Source organism: uncultured Pseudoflavonifractor sp. (assembly GCF_944387275.1).
GTDB lineage: Bacteria > Bacillota > Clostridia > Oscillospirales > Oscillospiraceae > Pseudoflavonifractor > Pseudoflavonifractor intestinihominis.
Genome location: NZ_CALXEG010000047.1, coordinates 1 through 19,588, shown reverse-complemented (window position 1 = coordinate 19,588; position 19,588 = coordinate 1). Strand labels below are relative to the sequence as shown.

Genomic DNA, 19,588 nt, shown 5'->3' with positions numbered 1-19,588 from the left:
ATGCCCAGCTCCTGGCACACGTCCTTGATGGCGAACAGGGAGCCGGGGATCTCGCAGAAGGAGGCGTGGTGGTCAAAGATGGTGGTCACGCCGTCCCGGATGCAGTCCAGCACGGTGGCGTAGGCGGAGGCGCGGGTGCCGTCCAGGGTCAGGTGGCGGTCGATGTTCCACCAGGTGCCCTCCAGCACCTCCAGGAAGTTGGTGGGGTTGTTGCCCGCGATGGACAGGCCCCGGGCCAGGCCGGAGTAGATGTGGGTGTGGGCGTTGATGAGGCCGGGCATGATGACCCCGCCCCTGGCGTCCACAAATTCCGCGTCCGGGTATTTGGCCTTCAGATCGGCGCAGGCGTCCACCTCCTTGACCGTGTCGCCGTCCAGCACCACAGCGCCGTCAGCCAGATAGGGCAGGGCGCTGTCCCGGGTGATCAGTTTGCCGTTTCCCACCAGAAGCATGGTAATTCCTCCTTTGAGCATAAGACGTAACACTTCCGGAGGCAGCGCTTGGACTTGCTTTTGTGCAGCAAAAAGCGCCCATTCCGCCGGAATGGACGCGTCCCTTCTCTGCCCCGGCGCGGCGGGGCGGAAATTTCGTGTCCATTCAGCCCGTGCGCGCAGCACTCCGTTGCAGCCTTTTTCATAGAATTTTGTGTACTATATACAGAAATGACCTTCTGATGGGTCTATTCTACCATAACATTGCTTGTATTTCAAGGTGAATTTTCAGAGTAGCTAAAAAATTTTTAGGTCAAACAATTTTTCTTGAAATTGCGGCGGAATATGTTAGAATGATGTTTGTTAAACTGTGTTTCCGGGGCTGAATTGTGGAAAACAGCGGGACAGGCCGCCGGGGACGGACATTTCGGAAAGAGGTGGTCCTATGGAGGCGTCAGTGCTCCAGTTCATGTTCCAGCTGGCCAAGGGCCTGGCCAGGCAATTCGGGCCCAACTGCGAGGTGGTGGTCCACGACCTGGACTCCAACGACCCGGACAGCTCCATCGTGGCCATTGAGAACGGCCAGGTGACCGGGCGGAAGGTGGGGGACGGTCCCTCCCACGTGGTGCTGGAGGCCCTCCACAGCGGCCGGGAGGACCTGGAGGACCACCTGAGCTACCTGACCCGCACCAAGGACGGGAAGATCCTCAAGTCCAGCACCATCTACCTGCGGGACGACGACGGCAAGGCCATCGGTATCTTCGGCGTCAACTACGACATTACCTTCATGCTGGCCATGGAGGACCAGCTCCACAAGTTCACCAACACCGACGCCCCCCAACAGGAGCCGGAGCGGATCTCCCGCAACGTGGCCGACCTGCTGGACGAGCTCATCGACCAGAGCGTGGCCCTGGTGGGCAAGCCGGTGGCCATGATGACCAAGGAGGACAAGGTGAAGGCGGTCCAGTTCCTCAACGACACCGGCGCCTTTCTCATCACCAAGTCGGGAGACAAGGTGTGCAAGTTCTTCGGCATCTCCAAGTACACCCTGTACAGCTACATCGACGAGGCCAGATCCTGACCCGCCGGGCCGGGGACAGCCCTGAAATCAGGGGATGTAAACCGCTGGTTGACAAAAATCCACCCCTCAGTTGGTGGTTTTTGGGCCTGTCCCTGTGCTAAGGTGGAGGCGGAAAGGAGGCGCTCGCCATGACAGTGGGACAGCGCATCGCGCAGAAACGAAAGGAGCTGGGCCTCTCCCAGGAGGGGCTGGGAGATAAGCTGGGGGTGTCCCGGCAGGCCATCTATAAGTGGGAGTCGGACGCCAGCCTGCCCGAGGTGGAGAAGCTGGTGGCGCTGAGCCGGATCTTCTCCGTGCCGGTGGGCGGGCTGCTGGGAGAGGAGGAGCACCCCGCCGGACAGACGGACGCCCAGCCCACGGAGCTGACGGAGGCCCAGATCAAAATGGTCCAGGAGATCGCGGACCGGTACCTGGCCGCCCAGACGGCCCAGACGCCTCAGACCCCCGTCAAACGACGGCGCTGGCCGGTGTTGGTGGGCTGCGGAGCGGCAGTGGTGGCGGCAGCGCTTTTTCTCAACCTGTTCAGCCAGCTGGACCGGGTGAGCCAGGACTACGGCAATCTGCAAAACTCCATCGCCAACGTGTCCTCCAATGTGGACAGCCAGATTGGCTCCATCACCAGCCGGGTGGAGGAGATCCTCAAGGCCCAGAACAGCCTGATCGCCAGCTACAGCGCGGAATTCCTCTCCTCCGACCCGGGGGAGGGCACCGCCACCTTTGCCCTGGAGGCAGTGCCCAAGACCTATGTGGAGGGCATGGAGGCGGTCTTTCAGGCCGACTGCGGGGACGGTCCCCTGGAGTTCTCCGGGGTTCTGGGGGAGGGACAGTCCTTCTCCGCCCAGGTGACCGTGCCCCTCACCGACTCCATCACCCTCTCGGTGGTCTTTGTGACTGGAGAGCGGCGGGAGACCCAGATGCTGGACGTGTTCACCTATCTCCTGTCCGACACCTACCCCTATGTGAGCTGTGACAACTCCGACCTTTGGGGCAGCACCGGGGAAGGCGGCGTGCTCCGCCGTGGCCGGTACACCTTCCTCACGGTGGATGAGGCGTTTACAAGCGGCCCGTGTGCCAAGGTAGCGGATATCCAGGTGGGATTGTTCCGGGACCAGAAGCTGGTAGCCCGGTATACCCGCTGTGAGCAGCCGGAGAGCTACCAGGGGGACTGGGAGAACGCCTGGTTCTTTGAAGGCCCGGAGACCATTACCCTGGAGCCCGGGTATACCTACTGCATGGCCGCTCTGGTCACGGACGAGTATGGACGGCAGTGGGTGGTGCATGGTACCCCGGCGGTCTACGACCCGGAGGAGGAATTTGTTGAGTATACCGACATTACGGAGGACTACTCCAGTGACCCGGCGGACTGGGACTTTAGCGGAATAGAATAAGAAAAGAACCGCCCCGGAGCGCTGCTCCGGGGCGGTTTGTGTTGTATGAAATTACTTCGCGGCGGTTCCGGCGGGAGCCTTCTCCTTGGGGAGGATCAGGTTGAGCAGGATGGCCATCAGAGTGGCCACCACCACGGAGGAGGAGCCGAACACGGTGTGGACCCAGTCGGGGAAGCCGTTGCCGGACAGGCAGCCGGACACCTGGGTGATACCAACGCCCAGGGCCACGGACAGGCCCACCACGGTGCTCTTGCGGGGAGTGAAGCCGCCGTCGGTGATCATGCGGATGCCGGTCATGGTGATGGTGGCGAACACGGAGATGGTGGCGCCGCCCACCACGCACTGGGGAATGGTGGAGAGGATGGAGGCGAACTTGGGGATGAAGCCGGCCACCAGCATGATGAGGGCGGCCAGGGCGAACACCGCCCGGTTGATGACCTTGTTGACGGTGACGATACCCACGTTCTGGCTGTAGGAGGCCACGGGCAGGCCGCCGAAGAAGGAGCCCAGCACACTCATGACGCCCTGGCCGATGATGCCGCCGGAGAGCTCCTTGTCGGTGGGCATCCGGTCCATGCCGCCCATGGTGGTGGAGGACAGGTCGCCGATGGTCTGCACCGAGTTGACCACGTACACGATGGCCAGGGAGGCGATAGCGGCGGGCTCGAAGGAGATCTCAAAGGGCATGAACTTGGGCAGGGCGAACCAGGAGGCGGAGGCCACAGAGGACAGGTCCACGATACCGAAGCAGAAGGCCACGATGTAGCCCACGATCATGCCGAACAGGAGGGCGCCCAGCTTCCAGATGCCCTTGGTGTAGTTCTGCAGGAAGATGACCACCGCGAAGGTGACGAGGGCCACCACCCAGCTGCGCACGCCGCCGAACCACTCGCTGTCGGCGCTGCCGCCGGCCATGTATCGCACGGCGGTGGGGTAGAGGGAGAGGCCGATGGTGAAGATGACCGTGCCGGTGACCAGGGGCGGGAAGAGCTTGCGGATGGGCCGGACAAAGATGCCGAAGAGGATGGCCACGAAGCCGCCCACCAGCTCCGCGCCCAGGATGGCGGGCAGGCCGAAGTCAGCGCCAATGGCCTGGAGGGTGGGGACGTAGGCGAAGCTGATGCCCATAATGACCGGCAGGCGGGAGCCGATCCGGCCGAAGATGGGGAAGAGCTGCAGCAGAGTGGCCAGTGCGGTGACCACCAGAGAGACCTGGATCAGCAGGGTCTTCTCCTCGGCGGAGAGTCCGCAGGTGCCGGATACGATCATGGCGGGGGTGATTACACCCACCACGGCAGCCACAACGTGCTGGAGTCCCAGAGGGATCAGCTGGCCGGCCGGGGGGATACCCTGGTAGGAGAACACCAGGTCGGCGCGGTTTTCCGTGTTCTGTGCCATTACACATCGCCTCACAAAAAATTTTTAGGAAAAAATATTTTTTAGCACAAGAGAATCATAATCGATTTGTGCGCCGGACACAAGGGAAAAGTGAAAAATGGGCAGAGAAAAAACATCGTTAAAATTTGTACAAAACGCCCAAATGACCAAAAATGGCCGGGGAGGAGGGGTTCCGGGACGGGCGGGGATATGCTATAATCGAAGAAAAATTCCGCCGGCCAGGGGGCCGGAGAGGAGGCGCCCATGGAAAATCAGCAGCTGCCGGCACTGAAGGTCATCGCCCGCATCCACAGCGACTTTTCCGGCAAATTCGGCATTCCCCGCCAGAGCGGGCTGGTGGAGGAGCTGGAGTCGGCGGTGGTGTTCGAGCCGGAGTACCGCCGGGAGGACGCCCTGCGGGGCATTGAGGACTTCAGCCACCTGTGGCTCATCTGGGGGTTTCACAAGGCGGTGCGGGAGAGCTGGTCCCCCACGGTGCGGCCGCCCCGGCTGGGAGGCAACACCCGCATGGGGGTGTTTGCCACCCGGTCCCCCTTCCGGCCCAACCCCATCGGCTTGTCGTCGGTGAAGCTGCTGGGGGTGGAGCATCACCCGGAGTACGGCCACATCCTGCGGGTGGCGGGGGCAGACCTGATGGACGGCACCCCCATCTTCGACATCAAGCCCTACCTGCCCTACGCCGACAGCCACCCGGAGGCCTCCGGCGGCTTTGCGGGCAGCGACGGGGGCAAGGTGCTGGAGGTGGATTTTCCGTCCCAGCTCCAGGCTCTGGTGCCGCCGGACAAGCTGGCCGCCCTCACCGGCGTGCTGGCCCACGACCCCCGGCCCGCCTACCAGCAGGACCCCGAGCGGGTGTACGGCATGGAGTTCGCCGGGCTCAACGTCCGCTTTTCCGTCGGGGACGGCGTGCTCACCGTCCGGCAGGTGGAGAAGCTGGCACGGTAGTATAATAATGTGTAATAATATAGAAAGAGGAGGACCGGAACGGTCCTCCTCTTTCCATTTGATAGAAGAATTTGATAACAGACTGTGGATTATATCAAAATGCAATTTCACACCGGGGGTCAAATTCGGTATACTGAACAAAACGGCCCTGAAAAATGGCGGGCGCAGCTGCGGCCCCAAACAAATAATGGAGGGAATTGCAAATGTCCGACTATGTTCAGATGTGGAAAGACCTGGGGATGGACCTGGAGAATCACGACCTGCTGTGCCAGGTGCTGCCCACGGCGGTGGGAGACGTGTTCCTGTCCCAGGAGAACCGGCCCAAGGCCATGGACTTCTGGGATCTGGTCATCTCCGAGGTCCACGGCATCCGGCCTGCCGAGCTGATCGAGGCCCAGAAGCAGGGCCGCAAGGTGTTCGGCACCTTCTGCGTCTATGTGCCCGACGAGGTGATCATCGCCGCCGACGGCATCTTCACCGGCCTGTGCGGCGGCTCCCAGTTCTGGGTGCCCGACGGCGAGAAGGTGCTGCCCAAGAGCACCTGCCCCCTGGTGAAGGCCTCTGTGGGTGCCCGGCTGGGCAGGACCTGCCCCTTCTTCCGCATCGCCGACATGTATGTGGGCGAGACCACCTGTGACGGCAAGAAGAAGGCCTATGAGATCCTGGGGGAGGACGTGCCCATGTACATCATGGACGTGCCCCAGATGAAGCGGGAGAAGGACATCCTCAAGTGGAAGGACGAGATCGCCGACTTTGCCAAGATGGTGGAGGAGTTCACCGGCAACACCATCACCCCCGAGAAGCTGGGTGAGGCCATCCACATCATCAACGAGAAGCGGAAGGCCCTGGCCCGGGTGTACGAGTGCCGCAAGTCGGAGTGCCTGCCCATCTCCGGCCGTGACGCCCTGCTGATGACCCAGATTTCCTTCTTCGACGACCCGGTCCGCTGCGCCCAGATGTGCAACCGGCTGGCCGACGAGCTGGAGCAGCGCATCAGGGACGGGGTGAGCGTGGTGCCCGCGGGGACCAAGCGCATCCTCATCACCGGCACCCCCATGGCCGTGCCCAACTGGAAGCTGCACAACATCGTGGAGACCAGCGGCGGCGCGGTGGTGTGCGAGGAGATGTGCACCGGCACCCGGTACTTCGAGAACCTGGTGGACGAGACCAAGACCACCCTGGACGAGCAGTTCATGGCCCTGTCCCAGCGGTACATGAAGACCAACTGCGCCTGCTTCACCCCCAACACCGGCCGCATCGACGACATCCTGCGCCTGGTGAAGGAGTACAAGGTGGACGGCGTCATCGACTGCAACCTGAAGTTCTGCTGTCTGTACGACACGGAGAAGTACTCCGTGACCCGGGCTCTGAACGAGGCGGGCGTGCCGGTGCTCAGCCTGGAGACCGACTACGCCGACACCGACGCCGAGCAGCTGCGCACCCGCATCGGCGCCTTCATCGAGCTGCTCAATGGCTGAGGGGCACGTCCGGTACTACATTCTCTTTGCCAACTATGAGCAGGGCCTCCGCCTCCACGACCTGCTGGACGGGGAGAACATCCCCAACCGCATCGCCCCCGCCCCCCGGTCTATCCAGGGGGAGCTGTCCTGCGGCATGTCCCTGCTGCTGGAGCCCGAGGCGGTGGACGCGGCCCGGGCGTGCATTGAGAAGAATCAGGCGGAGTACCACGCCATCGTCCCTCTGGCCGGGCAGATCAGGGCCAGGCGGGACAAATACTGCTGAACAACGAGGAGCCGCGGAACCGACCTAAAAGGCCGGTCCCGCGGCTCCTCTGTTGCAGTCCGGGAGAAAAAAGGCCGCCTGGGGAGGTCCATGCAGACCTCCCCAGGCGGCAAGCAGAGGGGGGAAAAGGAAGAGAGGGTTACTTGCTGAGGAAACGCATGAGCATGGTGGCCACCTCGGCGCGGGTGGCGCTGTCGGCGGGAGCCAGCAGACTGCCGGGCTTGCCGGTGATCACGCCGGCGCCCACGGCCCAGGCCATACCGTCGGCGGCCCAGGTGCTGACAGCGGTGCTGTCGCCGTAGCCGGCCAGAGCGGAGGCGTCCGCCTGGGCGGTCTTGCCGGAGGCAAGGGCGTACTGATAGAGGATGGTGGCGATCTGCTCACGGGAGACATTGTCGTCGGGGGCGAAGCGGTTGCCGCCCACGCCCTTGACGATGCCCTTGGAGGCGGCCCAGTTCACGGCGTCGCTGTACCACAGGCCGGCGGGCACATCGGTGAAGCCGGCGGAGGTGGAGACGGCGGGGGAGCCGGCGGCCCGGTAGAGCACGGTGGCCAGCATGGCGCGGCTCATGGTCAGCTCGGGGGCGAAGCCGCCGCCGGTGACACCCTGGAACAGGTTCTCCTCGGTGACAAAGCGGATGGCGTCATAGGCCCAGTAGCCGTCGGACACGTCGGAGTAGGGGTTGTCCCACTGGGGCTGGGTGGGCTCGGTGCCGCCGCCGGTGGAGGGCTTGTCACTGTCGCCGCCGGGGGTAGGCGTGATGGAGGGGTACTCCAGGTTGTTGAGGCGGATCGCCAGGCTGGAGATCATGTCCTTGTCCCGGTCGGTGTCCAGCAGGGAGAGGGCGGTGCGGGCGGCGGCAATGTTGTCGGAGGTGCTGCGGGCCTCGGCCGCGTCAAACACCAGGTCGATCATGGAGTAGCCGGACTTCACCACGGGGTGGGTGGGATCGTCGGTGTCCTCGGCGGCCACCAGGCGCATCTTGTCCACGGCCATGTCGCCAAGCAGGGCGTCCAGCGCGGGCTGGATATCCTCGGCGGCGCTGTTGGCGGTGATGCCCTGGTAGAGGATGTTGGTCACAAAGCCCAGGGTGGAGGCGGTGTACCAGTTGCCGTCGAACTGGTTGGCGTTGACGGTGTTGTCGGTGACGGGGGAGTTGATCTTGTTGGTCAGGTAGACCACCACCAGGTCCTGCTCGGGGTCAATGGCGGTGAGGGTGCCGGTCCAGCCCTGGTGGCCGATGGTGTTCCGGGAGGCCTGGACGCCGAAGTACCAGGGGCGGCCGCAGTCGGCCTGACGCCACCAGCCCTGGCCCCAGGTGGCGGAGGAGTCCTTGCGGGAGGTGAAGTACTCGTTGACATTGGTGCTGAAGAGACGGTTGGTGCCGTAGCCGCTGGGATTGAGCATCATCTGGGCCAGGGTGGCCAGATCCTCGGCATTGGCGAACAGACCGGCGTGGCCGGAGACGCCGCCCATGGCGTACCAGGCCTTCTCGTCGTGGACCTGGCCCTGGATGGTGCCAGTACGGTTGCCGGTGAAGCTGATGGCGCCGTCGCGGCTGTTGCCGTTGAGCTCGGTGGCGGCGCAGTCATTGGCGGTGAAGCCGTTGTCCAGGGGGTTGTAGGTGATGTGGTCCAGGCCCATGGGCTGCCAGAAGGTCTCCTTCAGGAAGGTGTTGAGGTCCTTGCCGGTGACCTGCTCCACGATGAGGCCCAGGAGCATGTAGTCCACGTCGGAGTAGACGGTCTTGGTGCCGGGCTCATAGACCAGGGGAGCCTTGCAGATGGCCTCGGCCACAGCCTCCTTGCCGATGGCGTAGAGCACGTTGTCGGTGTTGGGGTCGGGCAGCTGGGTGACCTGGTTGAACTTGTCGTTGTGGAACTGGGGATCGGGGGCGAAGCCGGCCTGGTGCTGGAGGATGTCGGCCACGGTCAGCTCAGCCTTCCAGGCCTTGGCGGTCTCCAGGTCGGGAGCGCCGGTGCCGTTGGAGGTCTCATACTTGATCTCGATGGTGTTGTTGACAAAGTCGGGGAAGTACTTGGTGATGGGGTCGTTGATGTCCAGCAGATCCTTGTACACCAGGTACTGGATGGCGTAGTTGGTGGCGTACATCTTGGTGTTGGACGCTAGGTCGTACAGGGTGTCGGTGGTGACGGCGGGGCTGTCGGTCTTGGGAGTGCCGTCGGGGTTGTAGGCGTTCACAGTGCCCCAGGCGTTGGAGTAGACCATCTGACCGTCCTTGATGATGGCCAGCTGGGCGGAGGTGAAGCCGTTGTCGATGTCGTTCTGGACCACAGAGTCGATCAGGTCCAGGGCCTTGGCGTCCAGGCCCACGGAGGCCAGAGCGCCGGCGTCGTCGGTCTTGTCCACCACGGTGGGGTTGGCGATGGCCACCCGGGTGCTGGTTCTGGCCGTCTCGTTGATGTTGGGGATGGTGACCTGGATGCTGTTGCGGCCGTTGCGGGCCACGCCGGAGATATCGATGGAGAAGATGCCGGTCTGGCCCACCAGGTTGGAGTTGTCCACCTCAACGCCGTTGACGAAGATGCGGATGCCGCCGTCCACGGTCAGCTCCTTGCCCAGCCAGAGCCACAGGGTGCCCTGGCCCTCATAGCCGTCGAACCAGGTGCCGGTGTTGTAGTACACGGTGGAGGTGGAGCCGGCGGAGGAGTAGGGGCGGGGGAAGTAGACATAGTTCTGGTCGCCGCCGTTGAAGGGGCAGTTCTCCAGGGAGGACACATTGTCCACGGTGGTGCGGTACTCGGCGGTCAGGCCGGGGGCGGCGGGGGCGGAGCCGTCGGTGACGATGGCGTCGATGCGCGCCTGCAGCTGGGCGGACCAGGCGGCGGCGTTGGCCTTGTTGTCCTCCTTGGCCACGTAGAGCGCCACAAAGTCGTTCAGGTTCTTCAGGGCCAGCTGGGCGTTGGCCTTGGTGACCTCGCTCTTGCGCTGCTCGGCCCGGGTGACCAGCAGGTCCACCAGGGCGTAGGAGTCGTTCATGTGGGGGGCCTCGTCGTACTGGTCCTTGTGGCTGGTCATCAGGCGGATGCGGTCCTGGGCCATCTGGAGCAGGGTGGAGTCCATGGCGTCGGAGCTGGAGCGCATGGAGTCATAGACCATGCCAACCACAGCGCCCAGGGCGCCCAGGACCATGTTGTCGGAGTAGAAGTCGTTGGCGTCCACCGTGTTGTCCAGCACGGGGGAGTTCTTCTTGTTGGTCAGCAGCACCACCACCAGGTCGTTCTCCGGGTCGATGACGGTGAGGGTGCCGGTCCAGCCCTGGTGTCCGATGGTGGAGTTGGAGGACTGGAGGCTGAAGTAGCTGCTGCGGCCCAGTTCAGCCTGGCGGTACCAGCCCAGGCCCCAGGCGGGGTAGTCCAGGCTCTTGGGCTTGGTGAACTCGTCCATGATGTCCTTGCTGAAGAACTGGTTGCCGCCGTATCCGCCGGTCAGCATGACGGAGGCCAGCTTGGCCAGGTCCTCGGCGTTGGCGAACAGGCCAGCGTGGCCGGAGACGCCCTCCATGGCGTAGTAGGCCTTCTCGTCGTGGACCTCGCCCTGGATGGTGTCGGTGCGGACGTTCTTGAAGCTGATGGCGCCGTCCCGGGTGTTGCCGTTGAGCTCGGTGGCGGCACAGTCGTTCTTCTCAAAGCCGTTCTCCAGGGGCTTGTAGGTGATGTGGGTCAGGCCCATGGGCTCCCAGAAGGTCTCCTTCAGGAACTGGTCCAGGCCCTGGCCGGTGACCTTCTCGATGATGAAGCACAGCAGCATGTAGTCCACGTCGGAGTACACGGTCTTGCTGCCCGGCTCATAGGTCAGGGGAGAGGCCAGCACCATCTGGAGAGTGGTCTCCCGGTCCTGGGAGAACAGGGGGTTGTCCACGCCCTCCTCCGGCTTCTGGGTGACCTGGTTGAACTGGTCGTTGTGGTACTGGGGGTCGGGGTCAAAGCCGGCCTGGTGCATCAGGATGTCCCGGATGGTCAGCTCGGACTTCCACTGGAGGAACTTGGCCTGGTCCTCAGCGGAGGTGCCCTCCTTGAAGATGGTCTTGCCCTCGTCGTCAAACTCGGGGAAGAACTTGGTGATGGGGTCGTCCAGGGAGATGTCATACACGTCGGTGCCCTGGGTGAGCATGTACTGCAGGGCGTAGTTGACGGAGTACATCTTGGTGTTGGACGCCAGGTCGTACAGGGTGTCGGTGGTGACGGGGACGTAGTTCTCGTCACCCTCCTCGATCCGGGTGCCGTCGGGGTTGTAGCCGTTGACAGCGCCCCAGGCGTTGGAGTACACCATCTTGCCGTCCTTCACCACGGCCAGCTGGGCGCCGGAGAAGCCGTACTTCACCTCGGAGTCGATGAACTCGTCGATGACGCCCAGAATGTCGTCGCTCATGCCCACGTCGGAGGGCAGGCCAGGGATGACGGTGGGGTAGGGGATGCTGACGGTGACGGCCCCTGCCAGGGTGGAGGGGGTGATGGCGGAGACCTGGACGGTGTTGGTGCCGTCCACGGTCAGGTCGGAGATGTCCACCTTGTAGGTGGAGCCGCCCTTCATGGCGGAGGTGTCCACCTCGGCGTTGTTGACGAACAGCTGCAGGCTGGTGACGCCGGCGGCCAGGGTGACGTACAGCTCGCCCTGATCGGCGTAGCCGTCAAAGCTGTACAGGCTGTTCATGGCCAGGGTGTCGTCCACATACCCGGCCCAGTCGGGGAAGGTGACCTGAGCCTGCCAGCCCTGCTGGGGCAGAGCGGTCTCGGTCACGGTGCTGGGAGAGATCCCGGCTCTGGCGGAGCCTCCTGCCGCTGCGGCGGGCGCAGCCAGCGAAAAGGTCAGCGCCGCGGCAAGGATCAGTCCGGTTGCCTTTTTGAGCGCGCTTCTCATAAAAAAATTCCTCCTCTTCCATGCATACTCGTTCAGTATGCTTATTTGATAAGAGCATAGCACACTGAACAAAAGTGAACAAGGAATCGGAGGAATCATGGTACAAAATTTCTAAAGTTGACAGTTTTACGTCATTTTAACCGAAAAAATGAAAAATGACCAGATGGGTTTCATTAATTTCGGTTAATATCCGGGTCACCCTGAGAATCCAGCAGAGGCTTGCGCATGGAGCTGGGCTTGCGGATATGGGTCCGGGAGAGCTGCTCCAGGCTGTACTCGTATTCGCTGTTGGCGAAGGCGGTGTACAGGATGTCGATGAGGTTGAGCTGGGAGATACGGGAGGACATGGCGCCGCTGCGGAAGGTGGACTCGTTGGCGGTGGTGTAGAGCTTGTAGTCGGCCAGCTCAGCCACCGGCGAGCTGACGCAGCGGGTGATGGCGATGATGGGGGTGTGGTTGTCCCGCATGGCCTTCATGCACTCCACCATCTCCACCGTCTCTCCGGAGTAGGAGATGACGATGCCCAGGTCGTCTTTGGAGGAGTTCCTGGCCTGGAGGAACTGGGAGTGCCAGTCGTCGTTGACGATGCAGGGCTTGTTGAGCCGCAGGAACTTGAGATAGGCGTCCCGGGCGGCGCAGAGGGACGCGCCCATGCCGAACAGCAGCACGGTGCGGCACTTGCGGATCAGCTCCACGCACTGGCGCAGGGTGTCCGCGTCCAGCAGGTTCTTGGTGTCCTCCAGAGAGATGATGTTCTTATAGGTGACCTTCTCGATGATATCCTCAACACTGTCGGAGCGGGCGATCTCCTTCCGCTCCTCCTCCTCACTCTGCTTGCGCACGGCCATCTCGTAGGTCACCGCACGGCGAAACTCCTTGTAGCCTTCAAAGCCGATGCGGTGGCACATGCGGATCATGGTGGACGGAGAGGAAAAAGTCCGCTCCGCCATCTCGTGAATGCTCAGCTCCATGGCCTCTTCAGGGTGCGAGAGCAGATAATCGGCGATGGAACGTTCGGTGGCGCTGAGAGAATCTCTGGCCTCTCGGAGTCTGAGCAGTGCGCTTTTCATAAGGCTTGCCTCCCTGTCATGGTTTTCGCGGGTGACTTACTTCCGATCCAGGATGCGGGCCTTGACCTCCAGGATGGCGCCGGGCGTCATGGACAGCTCGTCCACGCCCACCTCCAGGAAGAAGTCGGTGAGGGTGGTGTCGGCGGCCAGCTCGCCGCAGATGCCCGCCCAGATGCCCGCCTTGTGGGCGTTGTCCACGGTGGTGCGGATGAGCCGCAGCAGGGCCTCGTGGTGCCGGTCGCAGAAGGGCTCCACCTGGGCGTTCTGCCGGTCCACGGCCAGGGTGTACTGGGTCAGGTCGTTGGTGCCGATGCTGAAGAAGTCCACCTCCCGGGCCAGCAGGTCGCTGATGACCGCGGCGGCGGGGGTCTCGATCATGATGCCCAGCTCCGCGTGCTCGTCAAAGGGCACGCCCTCGGCCTTCAGCTCGGCGCGCACCTGGGCGCACATCTCCTTGATCCGCTTCACCTCGCTGACCGAGGTGATCATGGGGAACATGATGCCCAGCTTTCCGTGGGCGGAGGCCCGGTACAGGGCCCGCAGCTGGGTGCGGAACACCTCCGGCCGGGTCAGACAGATGCGGATGGCCCGCAGGCCCATGGCCGGGTTCTCCTCCTTGGGCAGCTGGAAGTAGTCGGCCTGCTTGTCGGCGCCGATGTCCAGGGTGCGGATGACCACCATGCGGTCCTTCATGGCCTCCAATACCTGGCGGTAGGCCTGGTACTGGTCCTCCTCGGGGGGATAGTCGTCCCGGCCCAGGTAGAGGAACTCGCTGCGGAACAGGCCGATGCCGTCGGCATCCGCCCCCTGGACGGCCTCCAGGTCCTTGGGCGCGCCGATGTTGGCGCACACCAGCACCCTGTGGCCGTCGGGCGCCACGGCCTCCCGCCCCCGGAAGGTGTCCAGATAGCGGCGGTGGGCCGCCTCCTGGTCCCGGCGGTCCTCCAGCTCCGCGGCGGTCTGGGCGTCCGGGTCCACGTACACCTGGCCGGAGCCGCCGTCCACAAACACCTGCTTGCCGTCAAACTCCTCCAGCAGGCTGTCCCCCAGACCCACCACCGCCGGGATGCCCATGGTGCGGGCAAAGATGGCGGTGTGGGAGTTGGAGGACCCCCGGGCGGTGATAAAGCCCAGCACCTTGCTCCGGTCCAGCCGGGCGGTCTCGCTGGGCACCAGGTCGTCGGCGGCGATGATGCAGGGGGTATCCCCCTCCAGCGCCTCGTCTCCCTGGCCGGTGAGCAGACGGATCACCCGCCGGGACACGTCCAGCACGTCGGCCGCCCGCTCCTTCATGTAGTCGTCGTCCATCTGGGCGAACATCTGGGAGAACTGGGCGGCGGTCTGGTCCACCGCATACTCCGCGTTGACGTGCTCGCTCCGGATCATCCCGGTGACAGAGTCCCGGTAGTCCAGGTCTTCCAGCATCATCTGGTGGATCTGGAAGAGCAGGGACTTCTCCTCGCCCAGTTTGGCCTTGGTGTCCACGTAGAGCTTGGCCAGCTGGACCACGGCCTCGCCCCGCGCCTTGTCAAACCGGGCCACCTCTGCCTCCGGGTCGGCCACTTCCCGGCGGGGCTGTGCCTGGGCGTCCCGACGGAGGAAGCGCAGATTGCCCGAGGCCACGCCCCGGGACACACCTTCACCGTGCAGTACCGTCATGACAAGCGCCTCCTTTAAAAGTTCTCCTGGAAGAACTTCTCCAGGGTCTGGGCGGCCTCAGCCTCATCGGCGCCGTCCACGGCCACCTCCACGGTCTCGCCGCACTTGACGCCCATGCCCATGATGGCGAAGAGCCGCTTCAGGTCGGCGCTCTTCTCGCCGCGGGTCAGCTTCACGGTGCTGGAGAACTTCTGGGCCTCCTTCACCAGCAGGCCGGCGGGACGGGCGTGGAGACCATTGGGATCGGTAATGGTGTACTGGAACTGAATCATATCAGAATACCTCTTTTTATATTATATAGATGTGGGTCAGGCCCGCTTGGTCAGGGTGATGATGGTGTCGCCGGGACGGACCTCGCCGCCCTCCGCCTTCTCCATGACGAACTCGTCGCCGTTGCTCACCACCACGGGGGTGGCCAGGTCGAAGCCCTGGGCCAGCAGGGCGTCCCGCTCAAAGGACAGCAGCAGCTGACCCCGCTTGACCTTGTCGCCCTCCTTCACGTGGGCGGCAAAATGCTTGCCGCCCAGGGCCACGGTGTCCTTGCCCACGTGGATCAGCAGCTCGGCGCCGCCGGGGGTGAGGAGACACACGGCGTGATGGCTCTCCAGCAGGTTCTCCACCGTGCCGTCGGCAGGGGCGTACACCTTGCCGTCAGCGGGGATCACGGCCACGCCGTCGCCCAGAATCTTATCGGCAAAGACCTGGTCGGACACCTGCTCAATCCCGATGAGCTTTCCGGCCAGGGGGCTGCCCAGGCGCTCCACACCGGGCTCCTCGGCGGGGGCCTCTTCGGCACCCTTCTTCTTTCCAAAGAGCCAGGAGGCAAATCCTTTTTTCTCAGACATGGTAAAATGCTCGCTCCTTTCAAGCTTCTGCAATGACTGTGCTGCGTAAAAAAATAAAAGACGTCCTTCCGGAGAGCACTCGTTCCAGGGACAATGCCCCGGCACAGAGGACTTTCCAGATCGGACGTCAGAACGCACAAAACTCAGGCGGCTGTGTATTCAACTTTTGCTTGCGAGCACAGTATAGCAACTAAAGTTTCGCCTGTCAAGGGAAAAAGTAAAACTTTCTTTGAAACATATGTGCATATCAGACAATTCAAATCTTCCTAGCTTGGAAAGTTTCATCAAAATGCTGGAATGGGAGAAAAAGGAGCCACTTGACGAAACAATGTGCCATAAACTGCTCAAATAATTGACATGAAATGCAGGATTTATTAGGATGAATGTACAGCGAAGGCTGTTGCTTGCAGCGATTATGATTTTTCCTCCCGGCTTTCGGACGGGCTGGGGAGGATGGAGCGGAACGCACCATCGGCTCCACTCAGGCGCGGAAGGAGAATGGGCATTGAATTTGAATCTGGACGCAATGACCACGGAGACCCGTAATCAGGCCACCATGAATCTGGACACCATGACCCCTCTGGAGGTTGTGACGGCCATGAACCGGGAGGACGCCAGAGTTCCCCAGGCCATCGAGCCGCTGCTGCCCAACATTGCCAAGGCAGTGGAGTGGGCCATTGACTCCCTGGAGAAGGGCGGACGGCTGTTTTATATGGGCGCCGGCACCAGCGGCCGCCTGGGCGTGCTGGATGCCGCCGAGTGCCCCCCCACCTTCGGCGTGTCTCCTGACCTGGTGGTGGGTCTCATCGCCGGCGGCGAGAAGGCCTTCATCAAGGCGGTTGAGGGCGCCGAGGACAGCCGGGAGCTGGGCCGCGACGACCTGAAGGACAACAATCTGACCAAGGACGACCTGGTGGTGGGTATCGCCGCCAGCGGCCGCACCCCCTACGTGCTGGGCGGCCTGGACTATGCCCGTGAGCTGGGCTGCCGCACCGTGGCCATCTCCTGCAACGCCGGCTCCGCCGTGGGCCAGGCGGCCGACCTGGCCATCGAGGTGGTGGTTGGCCCCGAGGTCCTCACCGGTTCCACCCGCCTCAAGGCCGGCACCGCTCAGAAGCTGATCCTCAACATGATCTCCACCGCCACCATGGTGGGTGTGGGCAAGGCCTATCAGAACCTGATGGTGGACGTGATGCAGACCAACGAGAAGCTCCACGTCCGGGCCGAGAAGATTGTCATGGAGGCCACCGGTGTGGACCGTGACACCGCCAAGGCCACCATCGCGGCGGCAGGCGGCAGCGTAAAGACCGCCATCACCATGATTCTGGCCAACTGCGACGCAGAAGAGGCCAAGGCCCGTCTGGACAAGGCCAGAGGCCATGTCCGCGAGGCCATCCAGTAAGGCCGCAAGCCGGTCGGATACTTATGGCGAGAACAGCCTGGGGGCTGTTTTTGCGTTCCGCCCTGCGGAACGATTGTGTGTACCCCAATAGAAAAAGGAGAGGTGTAACATGACAAATCAGGAACTTTCCAGCAAGATCCTGGAGCTGGTCGGCGGTCGCGGCAACGTGAACAGCGCCACCAACTGCATGACCCGCGTCCGCATCCATGTCAAGGATGACGGCGCCATTCAGGACGCCGCGCTGAAGAACGTGGAGGGCGTTCTGGGTCTGGTCCACGACAACCCCGGCTATGTGGAGGTCGTTGTTGGCCCCGGCAAGTGCCGCAAGGTGGCCGACATCTACAAGGACATGGGCATCCCCGTCTCCGCTGAGGGCGCCGACACCGGCGTGTCCGCCAGCAGCGACTGGAAGGCCAACAAGGCCGCCATCAAGGGCGCTCAGAAGGAGAGCAAGGTCAAGGCCATGCTCAAGACCTTCGGCGAGATCTTCGTGCCCCTGATCCCCGGCGTTATCGCCGCCGGTATCTGCTCCGGTCTGGCCACCCTGCTGGCCCAGGCCATCCCCAACTATACCGAGAACGCGGTCTGGAACATCATCTACAACCTGCTCAGCCTTATCAACACCGCCTTCATGACCTACATCACCGCCTGGGCCGGCTACCGGGCTGCCGAGAAGTTCGGCGGCACCCCCATCCTGGGCGGCATGGTGGGTATGATCACCACCCTGGGCAACATTGACGCCATCTCCAAGATCGTGGGCCTGTACAACGAGGCCCAGCCCCTTGACGCCATCCTCCGCGCCGGCCGCGGCGGCGTGCTGGCCGTTGTCATCGGCGTGTGGTTCATGTGCAAGATCGAGAAGGCCATCCGCAGCAAGATGCCCGACGCCGTGGACATCTGCTTCACCCCCATCCTGACCCTCATCATCACCCTGATCCCCTACATCTTCATCGTCATGCCTGTCACCGGCCTCATCTCCACCGGCCTGTGCAAGCTGGTTGAGCTGGTGGCTATGAGCACCAACCCCGTGGTCCGCATGGTGGCCGGCTATCTGGGCGCCGCCCTGTTCCTGCCCATGGTGGCCATGGGTATGCACCACGGCCTGGTGGCCCTGTATACCGTCCAGCTTGAGGCCTTCGGCTACGTCACCCTGTACCCCGCCCTGGCCATGGCCGGCGCCGGCCAGGTGGGCGCCGCCATCGCCCTGTCCATCAAGGCCAAGCGCACCGGCAACCACCGTCTGCGCCAGGTCATCGGCGGCGCTCTGCCCGCCGGTATCCTGGGCGTGGGTGAGCCCCTCATCTACGGCGTCACCCTCCCCATGGGCAAGCCCTTCTTCACCGCCGGCCTGGGCGCCGGCTTCGGCGGAGCCTTCGTCATGCTGATGCAGGTGGCCGCCACCACCTGGGGCCCCTCCGGCCTGCTGGGCATCTTCGTCATGACCGCCGGCCCCAACGGCGCCATCCTGTCCATCATCTACTTCCTTATCGGCCTGGTGATCAGCTACATCATGGGCTTCATCTTCACCTGGTTCGGCATCAAGGAGCAGGAAGTGGCCGCGGCCTAAGGCTGTGCGCGCTCTGACCCTACCCCTCTTTGACACGCGTCCGTCCTGACCCGGGACGGAGCATTTCCCCAGACAGCAGCAGGCCGCGGGCCCCGGAGGGGGCCCGCGGCCTGCTTTGCGCCTGCTGCCGGTTGCGGCGGAACGGGAGAGGTGGTATGCTGTGCCGGGAGGCCGTCCCGGCGGACGGGAGCGGCCCGCATGCTATTTTATTATAGAGAGGTGCCCTCGAGATGGAGATTTCCCTGCTTGCCATGGATCTGGACGGGACCGCCCTTCTGGACGACCATAAGACCTTTACCCCCCGGCTGTACGCCGCGCTGTCGGCGGCGGCCCGGAAGGGCGTGGCCATCGTGCCCGCCACAGGGCGGCAGTACGCCATGCTGCCCCCGGCAGTGCGCACCGGCGCGGAGTGGGAGGACCTGTGTGTCCTGTGCAACGGCAGCGAGGTCCGCCGCCTCCCCACCGGGGAGCTGCTGGAGGCCCGCTACATGGAGCCGGACGCCGCCCGGCAGGTGCTGGCGCTGGCCCGGAGCCTGGGCCTGCCGGTGGAGCTGTCCGCCAGCGGCCTGCTCTATCTCACCCAGGAGAGCTGGGACATGCAGCGGGCCCATGAGGACAGCCTCTATTTCCATCTGAACAATATCCTGCCGGCCAGGGGGCGGACTGTGCCCACCCTGGAGGAGGTGCTGGACCGGCCCGGGCTGGACCTGGACAAGGTGAATCTGCCCTACGTCCCCACGGAGCTGGGGGCGGAGGTGGAGCGGGCGCTGGAGGCCGCTCCGGTCTCCTTTGCCTGGTCCGGCCCCCACAGCCTGGAGATCACCCACAGCCAGGCTACCAAGGCCAACGGCATGCTGGCCGCCTGCCGGATTTTGGGCGTTGATCCGGCCTGCACCATGGCCATCGGCGACAGCGGCAACGACATCACCATGCTGAAAGCCGCCGGCCTGGGCGTGGCCATGGGCAGCGCCGCCCAGGCGGTCAAAGACGCGGCGGACGCGGTGACCGCCTCCAACCGGGAGGACGGCGCCGCCCTGGCCATCGAGCGCTATATTCTGGGCGGACCGTGAGCCGCCCACAGAACAGAAGAAGGAGAAATATGCCATGATTCGGATCTATGCAGCGGAAAACTATGAAGAGATGAGCGAGAAGGCGGCGCGGATCATCGCGGCCCAGG

The 19,588-nt window shown here is 63.5% G+C and carries 15 protein-coding genes; 8 read left to right on the top strand and 7 right to left on the bottom strand.

Annotation, left to right across the window (positions count from 1 at the left end; genetic code table 11):
- On the bottom strand, window positions 1–452 hold a 452-nt coding region (locus Q0K23_RS10975; RefSeq protein WP_294522039.1), incomplete at its 3' end, for an amidohydrolase family protein.
- A gap of 424 nt (window positions 453–876) precedes the next feature.
- Between Q0K23_RS10975 and Q0K23_RS10970 the strand changes: the two genes are divergently transcribed.
- The gene (locus Q0K23_RS10970; RefSeq protein ID WP_294522038.1) at window positions 877–1,512 is read left to right on the top strand and encodes a transcriptional regulator; all 636 of its coding nucleotides are present in this window, start codon (window positions 877–879) and stop codon (window positions 1,510–1,512) included.
- A gap of 128 nt (window positions 1,513–1,640) precedes the next feature.
- Window positions 1,641–2,900, top strand: a complete 1,260-nt coding sequence (locus Q0K23_RS10965; RefSeq protein WP_294522035.1) for a helix-turn-helix domain-containing protein — start codon at window positions 1,641–1,643, stop codon at window positions 2,898–2,900.
- A 51-nt stretch (window positions 2,901–2,951) separates the two neighbouring features.
- Here Q0K23_RS10965 and Q0K23_RS10960 read toward each other — a convergent pair whose 3' ends face one another.
- The gene (locus Q0K23_RS10960) at window positions 2,952–4,298 is read right to left on the bottom strand and encodes a uracil-xanthine permease family protein (protein WP_294522029.1); all 1,347 of its coding nucleotides are present in this window, start codon (window positions 4,296–4,298) and stop codon (window positions 2,952–2,954) included.
- Between the two features lie 243 nt (window positions 4,299–4,541).
- On the opposite strand from Q0K23_RS10960, the gene tsaA reads away from it, so the two are divergent.
- From tsaA to Q0K23_RS10945, 3 genes are all read left to right on the top strand, one after another.
- On the top strand, window positions 4,542–5,243 hold the full coding sequence (gene tsaA / locus Q0K23_RS10955; protein ID WP_294522026.1) for a tRNA (N6-threonylcarbamoyladenosine(37)-N6)-methyltransferase TrmO: 702 nt from the start codon (window positions 4,542–4,544) through the stop codon (window positions 5,241–5,243).
- A 203-nt stretch (window positions 5,244–5,446) separates the two neighbouring features.
- Window positions 5,447–6,721, top strand: a complete 1,275-nt coding sequence (locus Q0K23_RS10950) for a double-cubane-cluster-containing anaerobic reductase (RefSeq protein ID WP_294522023.1) — start codon at window positions 5,447–5,449, stop codon at window positions 6,719–6,721.
- Window positions 6,714–6,986, top strand: a complete 273-nt coding sequence (locus Q0K23_RS10945; protein ID WP_294522020.1) for a DUF3343 domain-containing protein — start codon at window positions 6,714–6,716, stop codon at window positions 6,984–6,986. The genes Q0K23_RS10950 and Q0K23_RS10945 overlap by 8 nt, the downstream gene beginning before the upstream one ends.
- 139 nt (window positions 6,987–7,125) lie before the next feature.
- Here Q0K23_RS10945 and pbp4b read toward each other — a convergent pair whose 3' ends face one another.
- The 5 genes from pbp4b to Q0K23_RS10920 form a co-directional block, all read right to left on the bottom strand.
- Window positions 7,126–11,868, bottom strand: coding sequence for a penicillin binding protein PBP4B (pbp4b, locus tag Q0K23_RS10940; protein ID WP_294522018.1), 4,743 nt, complete (start codon window positions 11,866–11,868; stop codon window positions 7,126–7,128).
- A gap of 173 nt (window positions 11,869–12,041) precedes the next feature.
- On the bottom strand, window positions 12,042–12,938 hold the full coding sequence (locus Q0K23_RS10935; protein WP_294522016.1) for a MurR/RpiR family transcriptional regulator: 897 nt from the start codon (window positions 12,936–12,938) through the stop codon (window positions 12,042–12,044).
- 36 nt (window positions 12,939–12,974) lie between these two features.
- Window positions 12,975–14,597, bottom strand: coding sequence for a phosphoenolpyruvate--protein phosphotransferase (gene ptsP / locus Q0K23_RS10930; protein ID WP_294522013.1), 1,623 nt, complete (start codon window positions 14,595–14,597; stop codon window positions 12,975–12,977).
- Window positions 14,598–14,611: 14 nt separating this feature from the next.
- On the bottom strand, window positions 14,612–14,869 hold the full coding sequence (locus tag Q0K23_RS10925; protein WP_148316148.1) for an HPr family phosphocarrier protein: 258 nt from the start codon (window positions 14,867–14,869) through the stop codon (window positions 14,612–14,614).
- Between the two features lie 36 nt (window positions 14,870–14,905).
- Window positions 14,906–15,442, bottom strand: a complete 537-nt coding sequence (locus tag Q0K23_RS10920) for a PTS glucose transporter subunit IIA (RefSeq protein ID WP_294522006.1) — start codon at window positions 15,440–15,442, stop codon at window positions 14,906–14,908.
- A gap of 505 nt (window positions 15,443–15,947) precedes the next feature.
- Between Q0K23_RS10920 and murQ the strand changes: the two genes are divergently transcribed.
- The 3 genes from murQ (at window position 15,948) to Q0K23_RS10905 (ending at window position 19,481) form a co-directional block, all read left to right on the top strand.
- Window positions 15,948–16,844, top strand: coding sequence for an N-acetylmuramic acid 6-phosphate etherase (gene murQ, locus Q0K23_RS10915; RefSeq protein ID WP_294522004.1), 897 nt, complete (start codon window positions 15,948–15,950; stop codon window positions 16,842–16,844).
- A gap of 109 nt (window positions 16,845–16,953) precedes the next feature.
- The gene (locus Q0K23_RS10910) at window positions 16,954–18,411 is read left to right on the top strand and encodes a PTS transporter subunit EIIC (RefSeq protein WP_294522001.1); all 1,458 of its coding nucleotides are present in this window, start codon (window positions 16,954–16,956) and stop codon (window positions 18,409–18,411) included.
- A gap of 230 nt (window positions 18,412–18,641) precedes the next feature.
- Complete coding sequence (locus tag Q0K23_RS10905; protein ID WP_294521998.1) at window positions 18,642–19,481, top strand: HAD family hydrolase; 840 nt, start codon at window positions 18,642–18,644, stop codon at window positions 19,479–19,481.
- Window positions 19,482–19,588: the final 107 nt, after the last annotated feature.